The sequence below is a fragment of the Nocardia sp. NPDC050406 genome, assembly GCF_044459025.1.
Lineage (GTDB): Bacteria > Actinomycetota > Actinomycetes > Mycobacteriales > Mycobacteriaceae > Nocardia.
This window is the reverse complement of sequence record NZ_JBITIM010000001.1, coordinates 373,595-392,327: the sequence shown is the minus strand read 5'-3', so window position 1 is coordinate 392,327 and position 18,733 is coordinate 373,595. Positions and strand designations below refer to the sequence as shown.

The 18,733-nt window shown below is 69.6% G+C and carries 6 protein-coding genes; 2 read left to right on the top strand and 4 right to left on the bottom strand.

The window, feature by feature from the left end:
• Nucleotides 1–115 precede the first annotated feature (115 nt).
• Nucleotides 116–451 carry an RNA polymerase-binding protein RbpA gene (locus ACIBH2_RS01735; RefSeq protein WP_397112315.1) on the top strand — a complete coding sequence of 112 codons (336 nt, stop codon included), beginning with the start codon at nucleotides 116–118 and terminating at the stop codon, nucleotides 449–451.
• Between the two features lie 133 nt (nucleotides 452–584).
• A complete protein-coding gene (locus ACIBH2_RS01730) occupies nucleotides 585–1,073 on the top strand; it encodes a DUF1269 domain-containing protein (protein WP_397112313.1) in 489 nt (162 codons plus the stop codon).
• Between the two features lie 68 nt (nucleotides 1,074–1,141).
• Here the strand turns inward: ACIBH2_RS01730 and ACIBH2_RS01725 are convergent, their stop codons facing one another.
• The 4 genes from ACIBH2_RS01725 to lnt form a co-directional block, all read right to left on the bottom strand.
• A complete protein-coding gene (locus ACIBH2_RS01725) occupies nucleotides 1,142–1,906 on the bottom strand; it encodes an ABC transporter permease (RefSeq protein WP_397116761.1) in 765 nt (254 codons plus the stop codon).
• 122 nt (nucleotides 1,907–2,028) lie between these two features.
• Entirely contained in the window at nucleotides 2,029–3,018 is a 990-nt protein-coding gene (locus ACIBH2_RS01720; protein ID WP_397112311.1) for an ATP-binding cassette domain-containing protein, read from the bottom strand.
• Nucleotides 3,015–16,649 carry an amino acid adenylation domain-containing protein gene (locus ACIBH2_RS01715; RefSeq protein WP_397112309.1) on the bottom strand — a complete coding sequence of 4,545 codons (13,635 nt, stop codon included), beginning with the start codon at nucleotides 16,647–16,649 and terminating at the stop codon, nucleotides 3,015–3,017. The genes ACIBH2_RS01720 and ACIBH2_RS01715 overlap by 4 nt, the downstream gene beginning before the upstream one ends.
• A gap of 412 nt (nucleotides 16,650–17,061) precedes the next feature.
• On the bottom strand, nucleotides 17,062–18,687 hold the full coding sequence (lnt, locus tag ACIBH2_RS01710) for an apolipoprotein N-acyltransferase (RefSeq protein ID WP_397112307.1): 1,626 nt from the start codon (nucleotides 18,685–18,687) through the stop codon (nucleotides 17,062–17,064).
• Between the last annotated feature and the right edge of the window lie 46 nt (nucleotides 18,688–18,733).

Genomic DNA, 18,733 nt, shown 5'->3' with positions numbered 1-18,733 from the left:
TCGGCGTAGAATGGCAGGGTTCTCCCCACGGGAACCGAATCGTGCACCGATGCGTTGACGTACAGGTAAGGCGTCGACACCGAAAGTTGCCGACAGGCGAGAAGGGACCGCACCCATGGCAGATCGCGTACTCCGAGGCAGTCGGCTCGGAGCGGTGAGCTACGAGACCGACCGCGACCACGACTTGGCGCCGCGGCGAGTGGCGCGGTACCGCACCGACAATGGCGAAGAGTTCGATGTGCCCTTCGCCGATGATGCGGAGATTCCCCCGACCTGGCTGTGCCGCAATGGCCAGGAGGGCATTCTGATCGAGGGCACCACCCAGGAGCCCAAGAAGGTCAAGCCGCCGCGCACCCACTGGGACATGCTGCTGGAGCGCCGCTCCAAGGAGGAGCTCGAGGAGCTGCTCCAGGAGCGCATGGACCTCATCAAGAGCCGCCGTCGCGGCTAGCCGTCACGGCATTTCGACATCGAGGCCCCCGCACTACGGTGCGGGGGCCTCGGTCGTTTCGAACCGGAGTCATTTCACCCGAAACGAATGAGGCCGTGGCGCAACGCGATTCCCACCGATGAAGGAGGGCACCATGGCCGCGACGTTGACCGTGTGGAAGTTCCCCACCACGACGGGGGCCGATACGGCGGCGCAGACTCTGAAGGACGTGCAGACCGAGGGGCTGATCACCGTGCACGACGCGGCGGTGGTGAGCTGGCCCGAGGGCGCGAAGAAGCCGAAAACCGCTCAGCTGCACAGCCTTACCGGCGCGGGCGCGTTGGGCGGCGCGTTCTGGGGTCTACTGTTCGGCATTCTGTTCTTCATTCCGCTGCTCGGCGCGGTGCTGGGCGCGGGCATCGGCGCGCTGACCGGTTCGCTCACCGATGTCGGCATCGACGACAAGTTCATCGACCGATTGAAGTCCGAGATCACGCCGGGCACCTCGGCGCTGTTCGTCCTCACCTCGGACGCCACCCTGGATCGTGTGCGCGAGCACTTCGACGGCCAGCACGCCGAACTGCTCTCGACCAACCTGTCCCGCGAGCAGGAGGCCGCCCTGCGCGAGGTCTTCGCGGACTGAGCGCGGCCCACAGCCCCCGGCCGCGGTGCGGCCGGGGGCTGTGTCGTATGTCGGGGTCGTATCTCGGACTAGTGACTGGCGACCTTGCGGTATTGGAGCAAGGCCAAGGGGACGGCGACCGCGAGGATGGCGAGGGAGCACAGGACGGCGTACTCGATGCAGTGGTCGGCGGGCCAGCCGTCGGCGGGGAGGAAGGTGGGCGGGGAGCCGTTGTCGAAGAGTTTTCGGCCCGCGGCGGAGACGGCGGTGATGGGGTTCCATTCGGCGATGGTGCGCAGCGGGCCGGGGAGGGTTTCGCCGGAGATGAAGGCCGAGGAGATGAAGGTGAGCGGGAAAAGCCAGATGAGACCGGCGCTTTGGGCCACCTCGACGCTCGGGGACATGAGACCGGTGAGCGCGCCGACCCAGGACATGGCGAAGGCGAACAGCAGGATGACCGCGAAAGCCAGTACGGCGTCGGCGATTCCGCCGTTGATGCGCCAGCCGACGGCGTAACCGCAGCCGACCATGACGGTCAGGGCGAGGATGTTCACCACCAGATCCGACAGGGTGCGGCCCATGAGCACCGCCAGGCGGGACATGGGCAGCGTGCGCATCCGGTCGATAATGCCTTTTTGCAGATCGTTGGCGAGGCCGACGGTGGTGAAGGCCGCGTTGAACGCCACTGTCTGCGTGAAGATTCCGGCGAGCAGGAACTCACGGTACTGACTGCCGCCCAGGGACGCGCCGAAGATGTAGGCGAACAGGAACACGAACATCAGCGGCTGGATGGTGGCGGTCACCAACAGCGTGGGGACGCGCAGGATGGTCAGCAGATTGCGGTAGGCGACGATGGCGCTGTCGCGGACGACGCGCGGAACCCACCCGGGGGCAACCGGTTCCGGGGGTTTGCGGTCGCCCTTCGAATTGGCGGGAGCGTCACCGCTCGAGGCTGGCTCGGCTGCTACATCGACACTCACGAGAGGATCTCCTCCTGCACCTCGGTGCTGCGCGGTAACGACTTCTTGTTCGCGGATTTGCCGGTAAGGGAAAGGAATACGTCGTCGAGGCTGGGGCGGTGCACGCTGGCGTCGACCACGTGCACGCTGGCGTCGTCGAGGCGACGCAGCGCCTCGACCATGGTGCGGGTGCCGTCGCCCACGACCACCACGACCTGGTCGGACCCGGCGTCGTAGGTGGGTTCGCCGATACCGACCTCGGCGAGCACCTTCATGGCCGGTTTGGGATCCTGTCCGGCGGCGAGGGTGACGGTGAGCTTGTCGCCGCCGATGGAGGTCTTGAGCTCGTCGGCCGAACCGCGCGCGATGACCCGCCCTCGGTCGATGACGGTGATGCGGTCGGCGAGCAGATCGGCCTCCTCGAGGTACTGCGTGGTGAGCAGCACCGTGGTGCCGTCGTCGACGAGTTCGCCGATGACGCGCCACATATCGAGGCGGGCGCGCGGATCGAGCCCGGTGGTGGGTTCGTCGAGCACCACCACCGGCGGGCGCGACACCAGCGCTCCCGCGAGGTCGAGCCGTCGCGCCATACCGCCGGAGTAGGTTCCGGCGCGCCGCCCGGCCGCGTACTCGAGCCCGAGCGCGCCGAGCAGTTCGGCGGCGCGCCCGGCGGCCTGGCGGTGGCCCATGCCGTAGAGCCGCGCCACCATCCGCAGGTTCTCGAAGCCGGAGAGGTTGGCGTCCACCGCCGCGTACTGCCCGGACAGGCCGAGCCTGGTGCGCACGCGCGCCGGATCCTTCAACGCGTCGATTCCGGTGACCTTGACGGTGCCGGAGCTCGGGCGTAGCAGGGTGGTGACAATGCGCACGGTGGTGGTTTTCCCGGCCCCGTTGGGGCCGAGCAGTCCCATCACCGTGCCGGTCGGGATTTCCAGATCGATCCCGTCGAGCACCCGGACCTTGCCGTAGTACTTGACCAGTCCGGAGACCTCCACCGCGAGGCTCATCGGGTCTCCTCTCGCTCGGTTGTCTTACCGCTCAGGTGTTCTCGCAGCACCGGGCCGATGACCGACAGCGATTCCGGCGTGGTCATCCCGGAGTGGCGGCATCGCACCAGGTGGTCGTGCACCGTGCCGGTGGTGTAGGGCTGCCACGCGGTGGCGCAGCGGTCCGGGTGGGCGCGGTTGATCTCGTCGTCAGCGGCGGTGAAGAACAGCAGGTCGCCGTCGAAGACGCGGGGCCGGAATCCGTGCGCGAGGGTGACGCCGTTGGTGCAGCCGACGTAGAGCCGTTCCAGGTGCTCCACGGTGAGCGCCGCGAACGGTCCGGGCCGGTTGCGCAGCAGCTCCGCCGCCTCCTGCAGGTTCATCCTCGGATCGATATCGGTGTCCCCGCCCAGCAGGTCGCTGCCGAATTCGCCGATGATGTCGGCGATGGAGGGGATACCGCGTTCGAGCAGTTCGTCGGAGAGCTGGAAGCTGTCCATCATCCCCAGCACCGCCACCTTCTCGCCGTCGTCCTGCAACTGCACCGCCATCTCGTGGGCTATGAGACCGCCGAGCGACCAGCCGAGCAGGTGGTAGGGCCCTTCGGGCTGCACGGTCTTCATGTGCGCCACATATTGTTTCGCCGCCTCGGCGACCGAGCTGTGGCTCTCGGCCCCGTTGACGTGCGGCGCCTGCAACCCGTACAGCGGCCGGTCGCCGGGCAGGTGCGCGAGCAGTCCGGCGAAGCACCAGGCCAGGCCGATGGCCGGATGCACGCACCACAGCGGCTGTTCGGACGAGGATCCGGCGGTGCGAATCGGCAGCACCGGTTCCAGGGCCGCCGCGAGGACGGCGTCCAGATCTCCGTGCGCCTCTTCGAGTTTCCGTGCGATGGCGGCGGGGCTGGATTCGCCGAACATGGCCTGCACCGGCAGCGCGATGCCGTCGGCGCGCAGGTGCGCGACCACCTTGGTGGCGAGCAGCGAGTTGCCGCCGAGTTCGAAGAAGCCGTCGTCCACGCCGACCTTGTCGAGCCCGAGCACATCCGCGAAGGCCGCGCACAGGGCCGCCTCGGTGGGTGTGGACGGCGCCCGGTAGCCCTCGCGGGCGGTGAACACCGGCTCCGGCAGCGCCTTGCGGTCGAGCTTGCCGACGGGTGAGAGCGGCACCCGGTCCAGCAGCATGATCGATTGCGGCACCATGTAATTCGGCACCCGATCGGCCAGGAAGGTGGTCAGCTCCATCACGGTCGGCGCGGTGCCGGTGCGTGGTTTCACATACGACACCAGCGCGGTGACGCCCGCCGGGGTGCGGTGTCCGATGGTGTGCGCGAACTCCACCGCCGGATGTTTGGCCAGTGCCGAGTCGATCTCGCCGAGTTCGATGCGGAAGCCGCGGATCTTCACCTGGTGGTCGGTGCGGCCGACGTATTCGAGGTCGCGGACGCGCCCCTCGGTGGCGCACCACCGCACCAGGTCGCCGGTGCGGTACATGCGCTCGCCGGGCTTGCCGAACGGGTTGGCCACGAACCGCTGGGCGGTGAGGCCCGGCCGGTGCAGGTAGCCGCGTGCCAAAGCGCTTCCGGCCAGCTGCAATTCGCCGGTGACGCCGACGGGGGTGGGGTGCAGTCGGCCGTCGAGCACGGTGGCGTTCACGCCGCGGATGGGCCCGCCGATGGTGATGGGCACGCCCTCCCCCATCGGTTCGGACATGAGCGTGACGATGGTGGTCTCGGTCGGCCCGTACACATTGTGCAGGTGCCGTCCGGCCGGTCCGTTGGACCAGCGGCTCACCACGTCCGGCGGCAGCGCCTCACCGCCGACCAGGATGTGCCGCATGTCGGTGACGGCGGTCGGGTCGACGGTGCCCAGCGCCGAGGTGGTGATGAACGCGTGGGTGATGCGTTCGTCGGCGAGCACCTGCCCCAGTTCGTCGCCGCCCACCACGCCGGGCGGCGTGATGACCAGGGTCGCGGCCCCGCCGAGCGCGAAGAGGATATCGAGCATGGCGGCGTCGAAACTCGGTGTGGCGAAGTGCAGGATGCGGCACCCGGGTCGCACCTCGAACCGCGTGGCGCATTCGGCGGCGAAGTTGGAGATGCCGCCGTGGGTGACCACCACGCCCTTCGGGGTGCCGGTGGAGCCGGATGTGTAGATCACGTAGGCCGGATTGTCCATGCGCAGCGGCAGGATTCGGTCCAGATCGGTGATCGGCGCATCCGAGGTGCCCAGCACCTTGCGCCGGAACGACGGCGCGTCCAGCACGGTCCAGCTGGCCCCGTCGGGCATGCGCTGCCGGTGCGCGGCGAGCGTGATACCCAGGGCCGCACCGGAATCGGTGAGCATATGGCTGATGCGGTGTTCGGGGTAGTTGGGGTCGACGGGTACGAACGCGGCACCGGCCTTGGCGATGGCCAACATGACGGCCACCGATTCGGCGGAGCGCGGAATACCCATGGCGACCAAGGTTTCCGGCCCGATCCCCTGTGAGATGAGCACGCGGGCGAGCCGGTTGGTCCACCGGTCGAGCGCGTCGTAGGAGATCTGGGTCCCGGCCGCGCGCACGGCCACGGCCTGCCGGTCCACATTGGCGGCCGCCTCGAACACCTGCGGGAAGGTGATGGGCCGTCCCGGTTCGATACCGCGCACCGGCGCCAGCGCCGACCATTCGTCGGCGTCGAGCAACTCCAGATCGCCCACGGGCGTGGCCGGATTCGCGGCGGCCGCGGTGAGCAGCCGGATGAAGCGCTGCGCCAGCCGGGTCGCGGTCTCCGGATCGAACAGGTCCGCCGCGTAGTTCACATTGACGGTGATACCGCCGGGTTCGCGCTGCGGCGTCCACGATTCGGTGAGCGTGAACTGCAGGTCGAACTTGGCGATGCCCGGGTCGGCGTCGTCGGCCTCGATGCGCAGGCCGGGCAGTTCGAGCACGCGCAGCGGTTGGTTCTGCACCGACAGCATGACCTGGAACATCGGGTGGTGTGCCTGCGAGCGCACCGGGTTGAGCACCTCGACGAGCCGCTCGAACGGCACGTCGGCGTGCGCGAACGCCTCCAGGTCGGTGTCGCGCACCGCGCGCAGCAGATCCGCGAAGGTGTCGCCGCCGCCGATCCGGCTGCGCAGCACCAGGGTTCCGACGAACATGCCGACCATCCGGTCGAGCGCCGGATGTCCGCGTCCGGCGATGGGGGTGCCGACGGTGATGTCGTCACCGGCGGTGAGCCGGTGCAGCAGCGTCACCAGCGCGGCGTGCAGCACCATGAACATGGTGACGCCGTGTTCGGCTGCCACGGACCGCAATTCGCCGTGCGTGAAGGCGTCGAGGGTGCACTCCACGGTGCCGCCGCGATAGGACGGCACCGGCGGGCGCGGCCGGTCGGCGGGCACCTGGAGCAGCTCCGGGATGCCGTCGAGGGCGTTGCGCCAGTAGTCGAGCTGGCGGCTGATGACCGATTCCGGATCCTCTTCGCGGCCGAGCACATCCTGTTGCCACAGTGTGTAATCCGCGTACTGCACCGGCAGGTCCGGCCAGGCCGGGCTCTGACCGGTGGCGTGCGCCCGGTAGGCGGCGGCCACGTCGGCGGCGAGCGGACCCAGCGACCAGCCGTCCATGGCGATGTGGTGGACCACCAGGACGAGGACGTGGTCGTCGGCGGCCAACCGCAGCAGCTCCGCGCGCAGCGGGGCCGTGGTGCCGAGGTCGAATCCGGCGGCGGCGATGCGCTGGATCTCCCCGGGTACCGCCTCGGCCGTCACGGTCCGAATGGGCAGGGTGATGGCCGCGTCCTCGGGGGCGAGGACGAACTGGCTGGGTTCGCCGTCGACATCGGGGAAGACGGTGCGCAGCGTCTCGTGACGGCGCTGCACCGCGTGCACGGCGGCGCGCAGCGCGGCCACATCCAGATCGCCCCGCATGTTCAGGGCCACCGGAATGTTGTACGCGCCACGGGTTTCCGCGTCCCCGGAGGCGTTGAACCGCTCCAGGAACCACAGCCGCCGCTGCGCCGCGGACAGTGGAATCCGTTCCGGCCGTGTGCGTTTGCGCGGTTCGGGCCGCAGATCGCCGGAGCTGACGCCCGCGTCGAGCTGGGCGGCCAGTCCGGCCACGGTCGGACTGGCGAAGACCGTGCGCACCTCGAGCCGAACCCCGGTGGCGGCGGCCAGGCGCGCCACCAGCTGGGTGGCGAGCAGCGAGTTGCCGCCGATCTCGAAGAACGAGTCGTCGGCCCCGATGTTCTCGGCCCCGACCAGATCGGCCATGACCTCGGCGACCATTCGCTCGGTCTCGGTCTCCGGCGCCCGCGATTCGGCGGCGACGACGGCCCGGGGTTCGGGCAGCGCGTCGCGGTCGAGTTTGCCGACCGGGGTGAGCGGCAGGTGGTCGAGCGGGGTGAGGCTGCTGGGCACCATGTGCGAGGGCAGGTGTCCGGCGGCGTGGGCGCGCAAGGCGTCCAGGTCGAGTCCGCCGCCGTCGGTGGGCAGTACGAACGACACGATGCGCGGGGTTCCGGCGATCTCGCGAACCTCGGTGTGCGCGAACCGAACTCCCGGATGGGTGGTGAGCACGGCGTCGATCTCGCCGAGTTCGATGCGGAAGCCGCGCACCTTCACCTGATGGTCGCTGCGGCCCAGGTACACCAGTTCCCCGGCGCTGGTCCAGCGCACCACATCGCCGGTGCGGTACATGCGGGCGCCCTCGGGCCCGTGCGGGTCGGCCACGAAACGCGTGGCGGTGAGCCCGAAGCGGTCGAAGTAGCCGCGGGCTACGCCCATGCCGCCGAGGTAGAGCTCGCCGGGCACGCCCACCGGGACGGGCCGCAGTCGCTCGTCGAGGACGAGCGCGCGGGCCCCGCGCACCAGGGTGCCGATGGTCACCGGTTCACCGGGCGCCATGGGTCCGGCCGTGGTGATGACGACGGTGGTCTCGGTGGGGCCGTAGCCGTTGAACAGCATGCGCCCCGGTGCCCAGCGGGTTACCAGTTCCGGTCCGCAGGCCTCGCCGCCGAGGCAGATGGCCCGCAGGTCCGGCAGTTCCCACCGGTCGCGGTCGATGGTGGTGAGCGCGGCCGGGGTGAGGAAGGTGTGGCTGACCCGTTCCCGCTCGATGAGGGCGGCGAGTTCGTCGCCGCCGTAGATATCGGGCGGGCAGATGATCATGGTGGCTCCGGAGCCGACCGCGAGCAGCAGATCGAAGACGGCGGCGTCGAAGCTCGGCGAGGAGAAGTGCATGGTGCGCGAATCGCGGTCCACGCACATCCGCTCGCGGATCTCGTCGGCGAAATTGGACAGGCCGCCATGGGTGACGGCCACGCCCTTGGGTTTTCCGGTGGACCCGGAGGTGTAGATGACATACGCCAGGTCGGCGGTCCACAGCGTGGTGACCCGGTCGGCGTCGGTGACGGTGCCGCCGTCGATGGCCTCGAGTTCGGCGATCAGCCCGGGATCGTCGAGCAGCAGCCATTCGATGGTGTGGCCGGTGGCGGCCGCCTCGAGTCCGGTGGCGTGGTCGGACATGCTCACCCCGACCCGGCAGCCGGAGTCGGTGAGCATGTGCGCGATGCGGTCGGCCGGGTAGTTCGGGTCGATCGGGACGAACGCGGCTCCGGCCTTGGCGACCGCGAGCACCGTGAGCACCGATTCGATGGATCGGGTGAGGCCCAGGGCGACGCGGTCCCCGGGTCCGAGTCGACGCTGGATGAGGGCGCGCGCCAGGCGATTCGAGTAGGCGTCGGCCTCGGCGTAGGTGAGTTCGGTGTCGTCGGCGCGCACGAACACCCGGTCGGGGTTGAGGTGCGCGGTGGCCGCGAAGTAGGCGGCCAGACTGCACTGCGGTTCGGGGACCGGCCCCCACGCGGGGGTGAGCAGTTCGCGTTCGGTGTCGGTGCGGGCGTCGATATCGCGAATGCGCACCCTCGGGTCCGCGCCGATGGCCTCGAAGACCCGGACCAGGCGTTCGGCCAGGGTTTCGACGGTCTGCTGGTCGAAAAGCTCGGCGGCGTAGACGAATTCGAATTCGCGCTGTTCGGCGTCCGCGCCGGGCAGCACCCGCAGTTCGAGATCGAATTTGGCGAGCGCGATATCGAGTTCCTCGGCCGTGAGCGCCAGCCCGGGCAGTTGCAGCGGGGGCGGCGGGGTGTCCTGCACGGTGAGCGCCACCTGCAGCAGCGGCCGGGTGCCGCCCACGCCGAGCTCCTCCACCACCCGTTCGAACGGCACCTCGGCGTGGGCCATGGCGGCGAGTTCGGTATCGCGATCGGCCTGCAGCAGTTCGGCGAAGTGCCGGTCCGGATCCACGTCCGAGCGCAGGATGAGCGTGTTCACGAACATGCCGACCAGGTCGTCGAGTCGGGTGTCGGTGCGCCCGGCCACCGGGGTGCCGATGACGATATCGCGGCCGCCGGTGACGACGCGCAACAGCACCGCGAGTGCGGAGCGCACCATCATGAAGGTCGAAACCCCGTGTGCCCGTGCGATATCGGCGATTCGGTGTTGCAGCGCGGCCGGGACCTCGAAGCGGACGGCTCCGGCGAGCTGGGTGGGTTCGGCCGGTCGCGGCCGGTCGTAGGGCAGCGGCAGTTCCTCGGGCAGGTCGGCCAGGGCATGCCGCCAGTAGGCGAGCTGGGTGGCGGCGGCGCTGTCCGGGTCGGAGTCGACGCCCAGGCAGGCGCGCTGCCACAGGCTGAAGTCGGCGTACTGGACGGGCAGCGGAGCCCATACCGGCGCCGCTCCCCCGCGTCGCGCCGTATAGGCGTTGGCGAGGTCGCGGGTGAGCGGTCCGAGCGACCAGCCGTCGGCGGCGATGTGGTGCAGCACGATACCGAGCACATGACGCTGGGATGCGGTGCGCAGCAGGCTGATCCGCAGCGGAATCTCGCTGGTCAGATCGAAGCTGCGCCGCGCGAGCTCGTGCAGCGCGACCGCGAGCCCCGCGTCGTCGGTGTCGACCGCCTCGAGCACGGGCAGGCACCGCTCGGTGTCGAGTACCACCTGGTGCGCGCCGTCGCCGTCCTCGGGGAATACGGTGCGCAGCACCTCGTGCCGGTCGGCCACGTCGGCCAGCGCCGCCCGCAGCGCGGCGATATCCAGATCGCCGCTGATCCGCAGCGCGAAAGCGATGTTGTAGGCGCTGGATTCGGGAGAATATCTATTCAGGAACCACACTCGCTGCTGCGGCAGCGAGAGGGGAACGCGCTCCGGACGCGGGGTTTGCACCGCCAGCGCCGCCCTGTGCGTCCGGGGCGCTTCCACCAGACGCGCGGCCACACCCGCCACGGTCGGGGCCTCGAAGATGGCCCGGACCGGCAGCTCCACCCCGAATTCGGCGTGCAGGGCGGCGGTGAGCCGGGTGGCGAGCAGCGAATTGCCGCCCACGTCGAAGAAATTGTCGTCGGCGCCGCGCACCGGGATGCCCAGCACCGTGCCGAACACCTGCGCGACCTGCTGCTCCATCTCGGTCTCCGGCGCGCGCGACGGCGCGACGGCGGTGAAATCGGGTGCGGGCAGCGCCTTTCGGTCGAGTTTGCCCGACGGCGTCACCGGCAGCGCGTCGAGCACCAGGACCGCGGCGGGCACCATGTAGCCGGGCAGGCGGCCGCGCGCGGTCTCGAGCAGGGCGGCGGTGTCGAGGTCCCCGTCGGCGGTGACATAGCTGACCAGGCGCGGGGTGCCGCGCTCGTCGTCGTGCACGACGGTGAGCGCGAACGCGACTCCGGAATGCGCGCGCAGCACGTGGTCGATCTCGCGCAGTTCGATACGGAAGCCGCGAATCTTGATCTGGTCGTCGGCGCGGCCCAGGAAGCGCAGCTGACCGGTGCCGTCGGCGACCACGAGATCGCCGGTGCGGTACATGCGTTCGCCGCGGCGGCCGTGCGGATTGGCCGGGAACCGCTGCGCGGTGAGGCCGAGGCGGCCGAGGTAGCCGCGCGCCAGGCCCGGGCCGGACAGGTACAGCTCGCCCGCCACACCGGGCGGCACCGGATGCAGTCGCCCGTCGAGGACGAACAGCCGCATACCGCGCACCGGCAGGCCGATGGGCACCGGTTGGCCCGCCACCATGGGTCCCGTGGCGGTGGCGGCGACGGTGGCCTCGGAGGGGCCGTACATATTGTGCATGCGACGCCCGGATCCGTTGCGCGCCTGGGGATCTGTCCACACGCGCACGAGATCCTCGGGGCACGCCTCGCCGCCGACGATGACGGCTTCGAGATCGTCGAGGTCCTCGGGCGGCACGGTGCCGAGCGCGGCGGGGGTGATGAAGGCGTGGGTCACGCGTTCCTCGCGCAGCAGCCGCGCGAGTTCCGCGCCGCCGAACATGCCCGCCGGGGCGACCACGATGGTGGCCCCGGCCGCGAAGCCGAGCAGCAGTTCGAGCACCGACGCGTCGAAGCTGGGTGAGGAGAAGTGCAGTGTGCGTGCGGCATCGGTGACCCGGAACAGATGCATCTGCTCGTGCGCCAGCGAGGCGAGCCCGGCGTGGGTGACCACGACCGCCTTGGGCTTGCCGGTGGAGCCAGAGGTGTAGATGAGGTAGGCCGGGTGCGCGGTGCGCAGCGGGAAGTGCCGGTCGGCGTCGGTGACCGGGGTGTCCGGGAACCGCGCGCATTCGGCGGTCAGGGTCTGCGACCCGAGCAGCAGCCAGTCCACGTACGACTTGCGGTGGCGGCCACGGTTTCCCGGCCAGTCGGGCATGGTGGCGCGGTAATCCGGATCGGTGAGCCCGAGCATGGCTCCGGAGTCGGCGAGCATGTGCGCGATGCGGTCGGCCGGGTAGTCCGGGTCGATCGGCACATAGGCGGCACCGGTTTTCGCCACCGACCACACCGCGAGAATGCAGTCCAGGGTGCGCGGCAGCGCGATGGCGACCACCACCTCCGGCCCCGCACCGTGTTCGATGAGCACGCGCGCCAGGCGATTCGAGCGTTCGTCGAGTTCCCGGTAGGTGGTGTCGGCCCCGAGGTAACGCACCGCGACTGCGTCGGGGACGCGTTCGGCGGTATCGGTGAGCAGCCGGGCCAGGGTGATGGACGGTTCGGCCGGGGAACCCATGATGGGCACCAGTTTCGCGGTCTCGCGGGTGTCCAGGATGGGCAGGTCGCCGACGGGCACGGTCGGATCGGCGACCGCGGCGGTGAGAACGGCGAGGAAGCGGCGCGCGATGGCCTCGACCGTGGTGTGGTCGAAAACATCGGTGGCGTACCCGAATTCGGCGGTGAGCGGGCCGTCTTCGAGATCGGCGGCGGTAGCCGAGGTGGCGGCCGGTTCGTGCACGGTGAGCTGCAGGTCGAATTTCGCGATATCCACCGAGACGGGCAGCATGCTGGCCGAGAGTCCGGGCAGATCGATGCGCAGTTCGGGGGTGTTGTCGTAGGACAGCATGACCTGGAACAGCGGGTGCCGGGCGGCGGAGCGCTCCGGATTCACCACCTCCACCAGGCGTTCGAACGGCACGTCGGCATTGGCGAAGGCGTCGAGGTCGGCGTCGAGGACCTCGGTGAGCATGCGGTCGAATCCGGCGGCCGGATCCACCCGGGTCCGCAGCACCAGGGTGTTGACGAACATGCCGACGAGTTCCTCGAGGGCCGGGTCGGAGCGGCCCGCGATGGGGGTGCCGATGGCGATATCGGTGGTGTTGCACAGGCGGGCCAGCACCGAGGCGAGGGCCGCGTGCAGCACCATGAACATGCTGACGCCGCGTTCGGTCGCCAATGCGGCCATGGCGCGGCGGGTTTCGGCGGAGATGGTGAATTCGACGCGGCCGCCGTCGGTGGAGCGCTGGCGCGGGCGGGGCCGGTCCAGCGGCAGATCCAATTGGTCGGGCAGGTCGGCGAGCGCGGCCCGCCAGTAGGCGAGTTGCCGCGACAGCGCCGAGGCCGGATCGGATTCGTCGCCGAGCAGTTCGCGCTGCCACAGCGCGAAATCGGCGTACTGCACCGGCAGCGGCGTCCAGTCGGGCGCGTGTCCGGCGGTGCGGGCGGCGACGGCGGTCATGATGTCGCGGGCCAGCGGTGCGATGGACCAGCCGTCACCGCTGATGTGGTGCAGCACCACCAGGAAGACGTGCTTGTCGGGTCCGGTGGCGTAGAGCGCCACCCGAATCGGGGCCTGGCTGCGCAGATCGAAGCCGTATCCGGCGTATTCGGTGGCGAGTTCGACCACATCGGCGTCGGTGGCGTCGATGGGGTCGAGGGTGAGCGGGATCTCCGTGGCGGGATGCACCAACTGGCACGGGCCTTCCGGGGAGTCCGGGAAGGTGGTGCGCAGGGTTTCGTGGCGTTCCAGCACGTCGAGGAGTCCGGCGCGCAGCGCCGAGGTGTCCAGTGCGCCGGTCAGTTCCACCGCGAGGGGCATGTTGTAGGCGGCGGCGTGTTCGGCGAAGCGGTTCAGGATCCACAGCCGCTGTTGGGCCTGCGAGAGCGGAATCCGTTGCGGCCGTGGGGTGGCCAGCAGTTTCGGCGAGGAGGCGTCCGGTTCGTGTCCGTCGAAGCGCGCGGCCAGCGCCGCGACCGTCGGGTGTTCGAACAGGTCGCGAATGGTGAGCCCGCCGCCCAGCGCGGCGTTCACGCGGGCGACGGCCCGGGCGGCGGAGAGCGAATTGCCGCCGTGGTCGAAGAAGCTGTCGCCGACACCGATCTCGTCGGTGCCGAGCACCTCGGCGAAGATGCCGGTGAGTCGGCGCTCCACCTCGGTCCGGGGCGCGACCGCGACCGGTGCGGGACGCCGTGCGCCCGCACCGGGTTCGGGCAGGGCCTTGCGGTCGACCTTGCCATTGGCGCTGAGCGGTAGTTCGTCGAGCACCATGAGCGCCGACGGCACCATGTAGCTGGGCAGGGTGCGCTTGAGCGCGGCATTGAGTTCGGCGGTGTCGAGATCGGCGACACCGGGCGCGGCCACCACATAGGCCACCAGTTCGTCGCCGCCGCGTCCCCGGCGCGCCACGCAGACGGCGCGCGCGACCTTGGGGTCGGCCAGCAGCGCGGCCTCGATATCGCCGAGTTCGATGCGCAGGCCGCGAATCTTGACCTGGAAGTCGCTGCGCCCCAGGTACTCCAGGACGCCGAGGCGGCCGACCCGCCAGCGCACCAGGTCGCCGGTGCGGTACATGCGCGTGCCGGGCGTGTACGGGTTGGCGACGAAGCGGTCGGCGGTGAGACCGGGGCGGCCGAGGTAGCCGCGCGCCAGCTGGACACCGGCCAGGTACAGTTCGCCGACCACCCCGGGCGCGACGGGTTGCAGCCGCGAATCCAGCACGTAGGTGCGGGTGTTCCAGATGGGTGAGCCGATCGGCACCTCGGTCGCGCCGGGCGCGCAGTGCCAGGCGGTGACGTCGACCGCGGCCTCGGTGGGGCCGTAGAGATTGTGCAATCGCGGTGCGTCGGGACCGGTTCCGAGGGCGGTGTGGAATTCGGCGACGGTGGCCGCGGGCAGCGCCTCACCCGAGCAGAACACCTGCTTCAGTCCGGTGCAGCCGCGCACATCGGTGTCGGTGAGGAAGACCGAGAGCATGGACGGCACGAAATGCGCCGTGGTGACGCCCTTCTCGGCGATGAGGCAAGCCAGGTAGGCGGGGTCGCGGTGCCCGTCGGGCGCGGCGATGACCAGGCGCGCCCCGATCTGCAAGGGCCAGAAGAACTCCCACACCGAGACGTCGAAGGTGGCGGGAGTCTTCTGCAACACCACATCGCCGCCGTCGAGGGGGTACGCGTGCTGCATCCAGCGCAGCCGGTTGACGATGGCGGCATGGCTCACGCCGACGCCCTTGGGGCGGCCGGTGGAGCCGGAGGTGAAGATGACGTAGGCCAGGTGCTCCGCTTTGAGGGTGGCGCGGCGGTCGGCGTCGGCGACGGGTCGCGGACTGTGCGCGGACAGGTCGGCGGTGTCGATATCGAAGCGGGCCTCGGTGGGCAGGTCGAGGTCGTCACGCGCGGCGGTGAGCACGCACAGCGGATTCGCCTGCTCCAGAATCTGTCCGATGCGCTCGGCCGGATGGTCCGGGTCGATGGGCAGGTACGCGGCACCGGCCTTGATGATGGCGTACATGCCGACCAGCAGGTCCAGGCTGCGCCGAATGGCCAAGCCCACCACGGTGTCCGGACCCGCGCCGCGCGTGATGAGTTCGCGCGCCAGCCGATTGGCCCGTTCGTCGAAGGCGGAGTAGGTGAGCGTCTCGCCCTCGAAGTCCAGGGCCACCCGGTTCGGGCACATGGCGGCCCGGTCGGCGAAGAGTCCGGCGAGGGTGCCCTCCTGCCGCGCCACCTGGGTGGAGTTCCATTCGCGCAGTACCCGATCGCGCTCGTCGTCGGTGAGCACCGGCAGGGTGGCGACCGAGGTCTGCGGCTCGGCGGTGAGGAAGCGGTCCAGGAAATCGAGGAATCGGCCGTGGTGCGTGGTCAATTCGGCCGGGCCGTAGAGCCGAGGATTGGCCTCGAAGTCGATGTGGATGCGGCCGCCCGCGCCGTTGTAGAGGTTCACCGACAGGTCCTCGACCGGTCCGGTGGAGAGCACATTGAGCGAGCCGACCAGGCTGCCGAAGTTCAATTCGCTGTGGAACAGCATGATATTGACCATCGGCCCGAAGAAGCCGCGGGCGTCGCGGGAGTAGCCGCAGTCGCGCCGGATGTCGTCGCTGCGGTAGCGCTGGTGGCGCAGCGCGCCGGTGATCTGCAGTTCGACCGCGCGCACGGTATCGGCGAGAGTGCTGGTGTCGCCGAAGCGGATTCGGATCGGCACCACATTGGAGACCACACCGGCCGAGCGCCGCAGCGCCACGGTGGTGCGCGCGGAGACGGGCAGGCTCAGCACCACGTCCTGGGTGCCGGTGACACCGCGCACGTAGCAGGCCAGCGCGGCCACGAACAGCGTGGAGCTGTTGGTGTCGAGCGCCGTCGCGGTGGCCTGCACGGCTTCCTCGAGGCCGGGCGCGAGCACGGCGGCGGCGGTGCGGCGGCCCGCGTCGGCGACCGGCGGCACGGATCCGGCGGCGGCCAGGGTGATCGGATCGCCCACGCCCTCGAGCTGTTCGCGCCAGTAGTCGCCGTCCTTGACGAAGCGGCTGGTGTCGCGGTACTTGATCTCGTCGGCGTAGATGGTGGCCAGCGGGGTCGCCCGCGACACCGCCGGTTCGGTCTGGTTCTCCAGCGCGCTGTAGATCTCCGCCGTGCGGGTGGTGGCGTTCATGGCCCCGTACCCGTCGATGACGATGTGGTGGCCGCGCGTGTACCAGATGTAATCCGAATCCCCGGTCCGCAGCACCACATTGATGGTGAGCGGATCGTGTTCGATATCGATGGGCGAGCTGGCGTGCTCGTTCATCCAGGCCAGCGCCGCCGCCCGCGGGTCGGCCTCCTCGCGCAGGTCGATGCGCGCCCAGCCCGGCCGCCAGGTGGGATCGACCACCTGGTGTGGCACACCGTCGATTTCGATCAGCCGCACATGCCCGACCTGGGTCTCGGATCCGAAGCGCTCGATGGCGTAGAGCAGTCGGCCGACATCCAGATCGCCGTGGATCTCCACGTACTGCGCGATGGTGAGGGGGACGTCGGGTCGAATCCGTTGGGCATACCAGAGGGCGGACTGTGCGGGCGACAGCGCGAAGGGCTGTGCTGAGAATTCACCAGAAGAGCATTGGTCGACGCGATCCGTGGCCAATGAACTCATCAATCACTCCGTTCTGCCGCTGTTGACGCAACTCCCCGAGCACCGCACCCCGATCACTTCGGCTTCCGCCCGCATGCGCGAGCCGTAGGACGTGATCCACGCCCTATGATTCGGAGCATCCCGCCGACCGGATCGGTGGTGATCTCGAGTTGTCCGGCAACGAACGTCGTTGGCGGAGTGGGTTATTGGATAGCTACTTCACCGCTAACATCGTGAAATCGGGCTCTACCACTACAAATGACTTGTGGTTTCCGGCAATTCGGACAGACAGACACAGGCTGTCGCTAAGAGCAGGCGAATCAGACTTGGCGAGCCGGGCGGGCGTCCCTCATACGCGCCGCCACCACGAACGTCACGGGTGGTTCACCGCTCGGACGGCTCGCTGGACATACCGGGCGCGGGCCGCCCCCGCTTATGGAGCCGGATGGTTACCGGCTGCGTCCTGGTCGGACGGCTCCGCAGGGGTGCGCGTTCGCCGCCCGATCGCTGCCGCCGCTATGGCGGCCGCGGCCAGAATACACAAGACGACTTCGGGCGCGGGGCCGATCCGCGTGGCGAGTGTCGTATCGGTGCGCAGCGGCACCCGGGACACCAAGGCGTCCGGGACGAACTGGTCAGTCTGCTGTTGAATCGCACCGTCGGCGGTGATGATCGCGCTCACGCCGGTGGTGGCGGAAACGATCAGGGCGCGACCGTGTTCCACCGCGCGTACCCGGGACATGGCGAGTTGCTGGTAGGTCATCTCGCTCTTACCGAAGGTGGCGTTGTTGGTGGGGACGGTGAGCAGTTGCGCGCCCGCGCGCAGCGCGTCCTCGAAGGCACGGTCGAAGGCGACCTCGTAACAGGTGGCCACACCGATCCGCACGATGCCGTCGCGGGCGGGCGGCACATCGACCACGCCGTCGCCGGTGCCGGGGACGAAATAGCCCGCGCGGTCGGCGTATTCGGAGAAGTGCCGGAAGAATTCGCGATAGGGCAGGTATTCGCCGAAGGGCTGAATGATCTTCTTGTCGTGCCGGTCGACCGGGCCGTTCGCGCCGTCCCACACCATGACCGCGTTGGTGGTGGTGCGATCGGAGTTCACCAGCACCGCGCCGACCAGGATGGGAGCCTCGATCGCTTCGGAGGCCTGGGTGATGAGGGCGGCGGCGTCCGGATTGCGCAGCGGGTCGATATCCGACGAATTCTCCGGCCAGATCACCACATCCGGCCGCGGCGCGCGTCCGGCCTCCACGTCGCGGGCCAATTCCTCGGTGCGCTTGACGTGATTGTCGAGAACGGCGCGGCGCTGGGCGTTGAAGTCGAGTCCCAGGCGCGGCACGCTGCCCTGGATGGCGGCGACCGTGATCGGCCGGTTGCCGTCCTCCGGGCCGGGCAGCGCGGTCCGGAGGATCACTCCGGTGAGAGGAATGATAGCCACACCCATTGCCGCGGCAATAATTCGGTTCCACGATGTGAGACAGAAAGTCCCCCATCTGGAACGATGCGGAAGGTTTGCGGAAGCCTCCGACTCACTTCTGGTCCGCCACGCGCGCAGCATCACCCACGCGAGCCCGGTGCCGGTGAGCGCCACCACGAAGCTGAGCAACGGCGCTCCGCCGACCATGGCGTAGGGCAGATACCAGCCGTCGCCCTGCCCGAAAGCCAGCCTGCCCCAAGGAAACCCGCCGAACGGAAAACTGGACCGTATCCACTCGGTCAGCGACCATCCGGCAGCGACCCACAACGGCCACCACGCCAGCCTGCCCACCACACGCGCCACCAGGCCGAAGAGCCCGACGTAGACCGCGCACACCGCCGACAGCGCCAGCCACGGCACCGGCCCGACATAGATTCCGGTCCACGGCAGCAGCGGCAGGAAGAACCCGAGCCCCGCCAGCATCCCGAGCCCGAATCCCCCACGCAGCCGCCCGTTTCCACGCACGACGAGCGTGAGAATCGCGATCCCGACCGGTGCGAGGAACCACAGCGTGCGGGGCGGAAAGCTGGCGAACAGCAACAGTCCGGCCAGCGCCGCGAGAACCGATCGAGTGAGCACGGGGTGATGCGACGCGAATCCCGCTATCCGCCCGCTGATTCCGTCG

Coding starts and splice junctions, on each gene's coding strand:
- ACIBH2_RS01735 (WP_397112315.1), top strand. CDS start 116: ATGGCAGATCGCGTACTCCGAGGCAGTCGGCTCGGAGCGGTGAGCTAC.
- ACIBH2_RS01730 (WP_397112313.1), top strand. CDS start 585: ATGGCCGCGACGTTGACCGTGTGGAAGTTCCCCACCACGACGGGGGCC.
- ACIBH2_RS01720 (WP_397112311.1), bottom strand. CDS start 3,018: ATGAGCCTCGCGGTGGAGGTCTCCGGACTGGTCAAGTACTACGGCAAG.
- ACIBH2_RS01715 (WP_397112309.1), bottom strand. CDS start 16,649: ATGAGTTCATTGGCCACGGATCGCGTCGACCAATGCTCTTCTGGTGAA.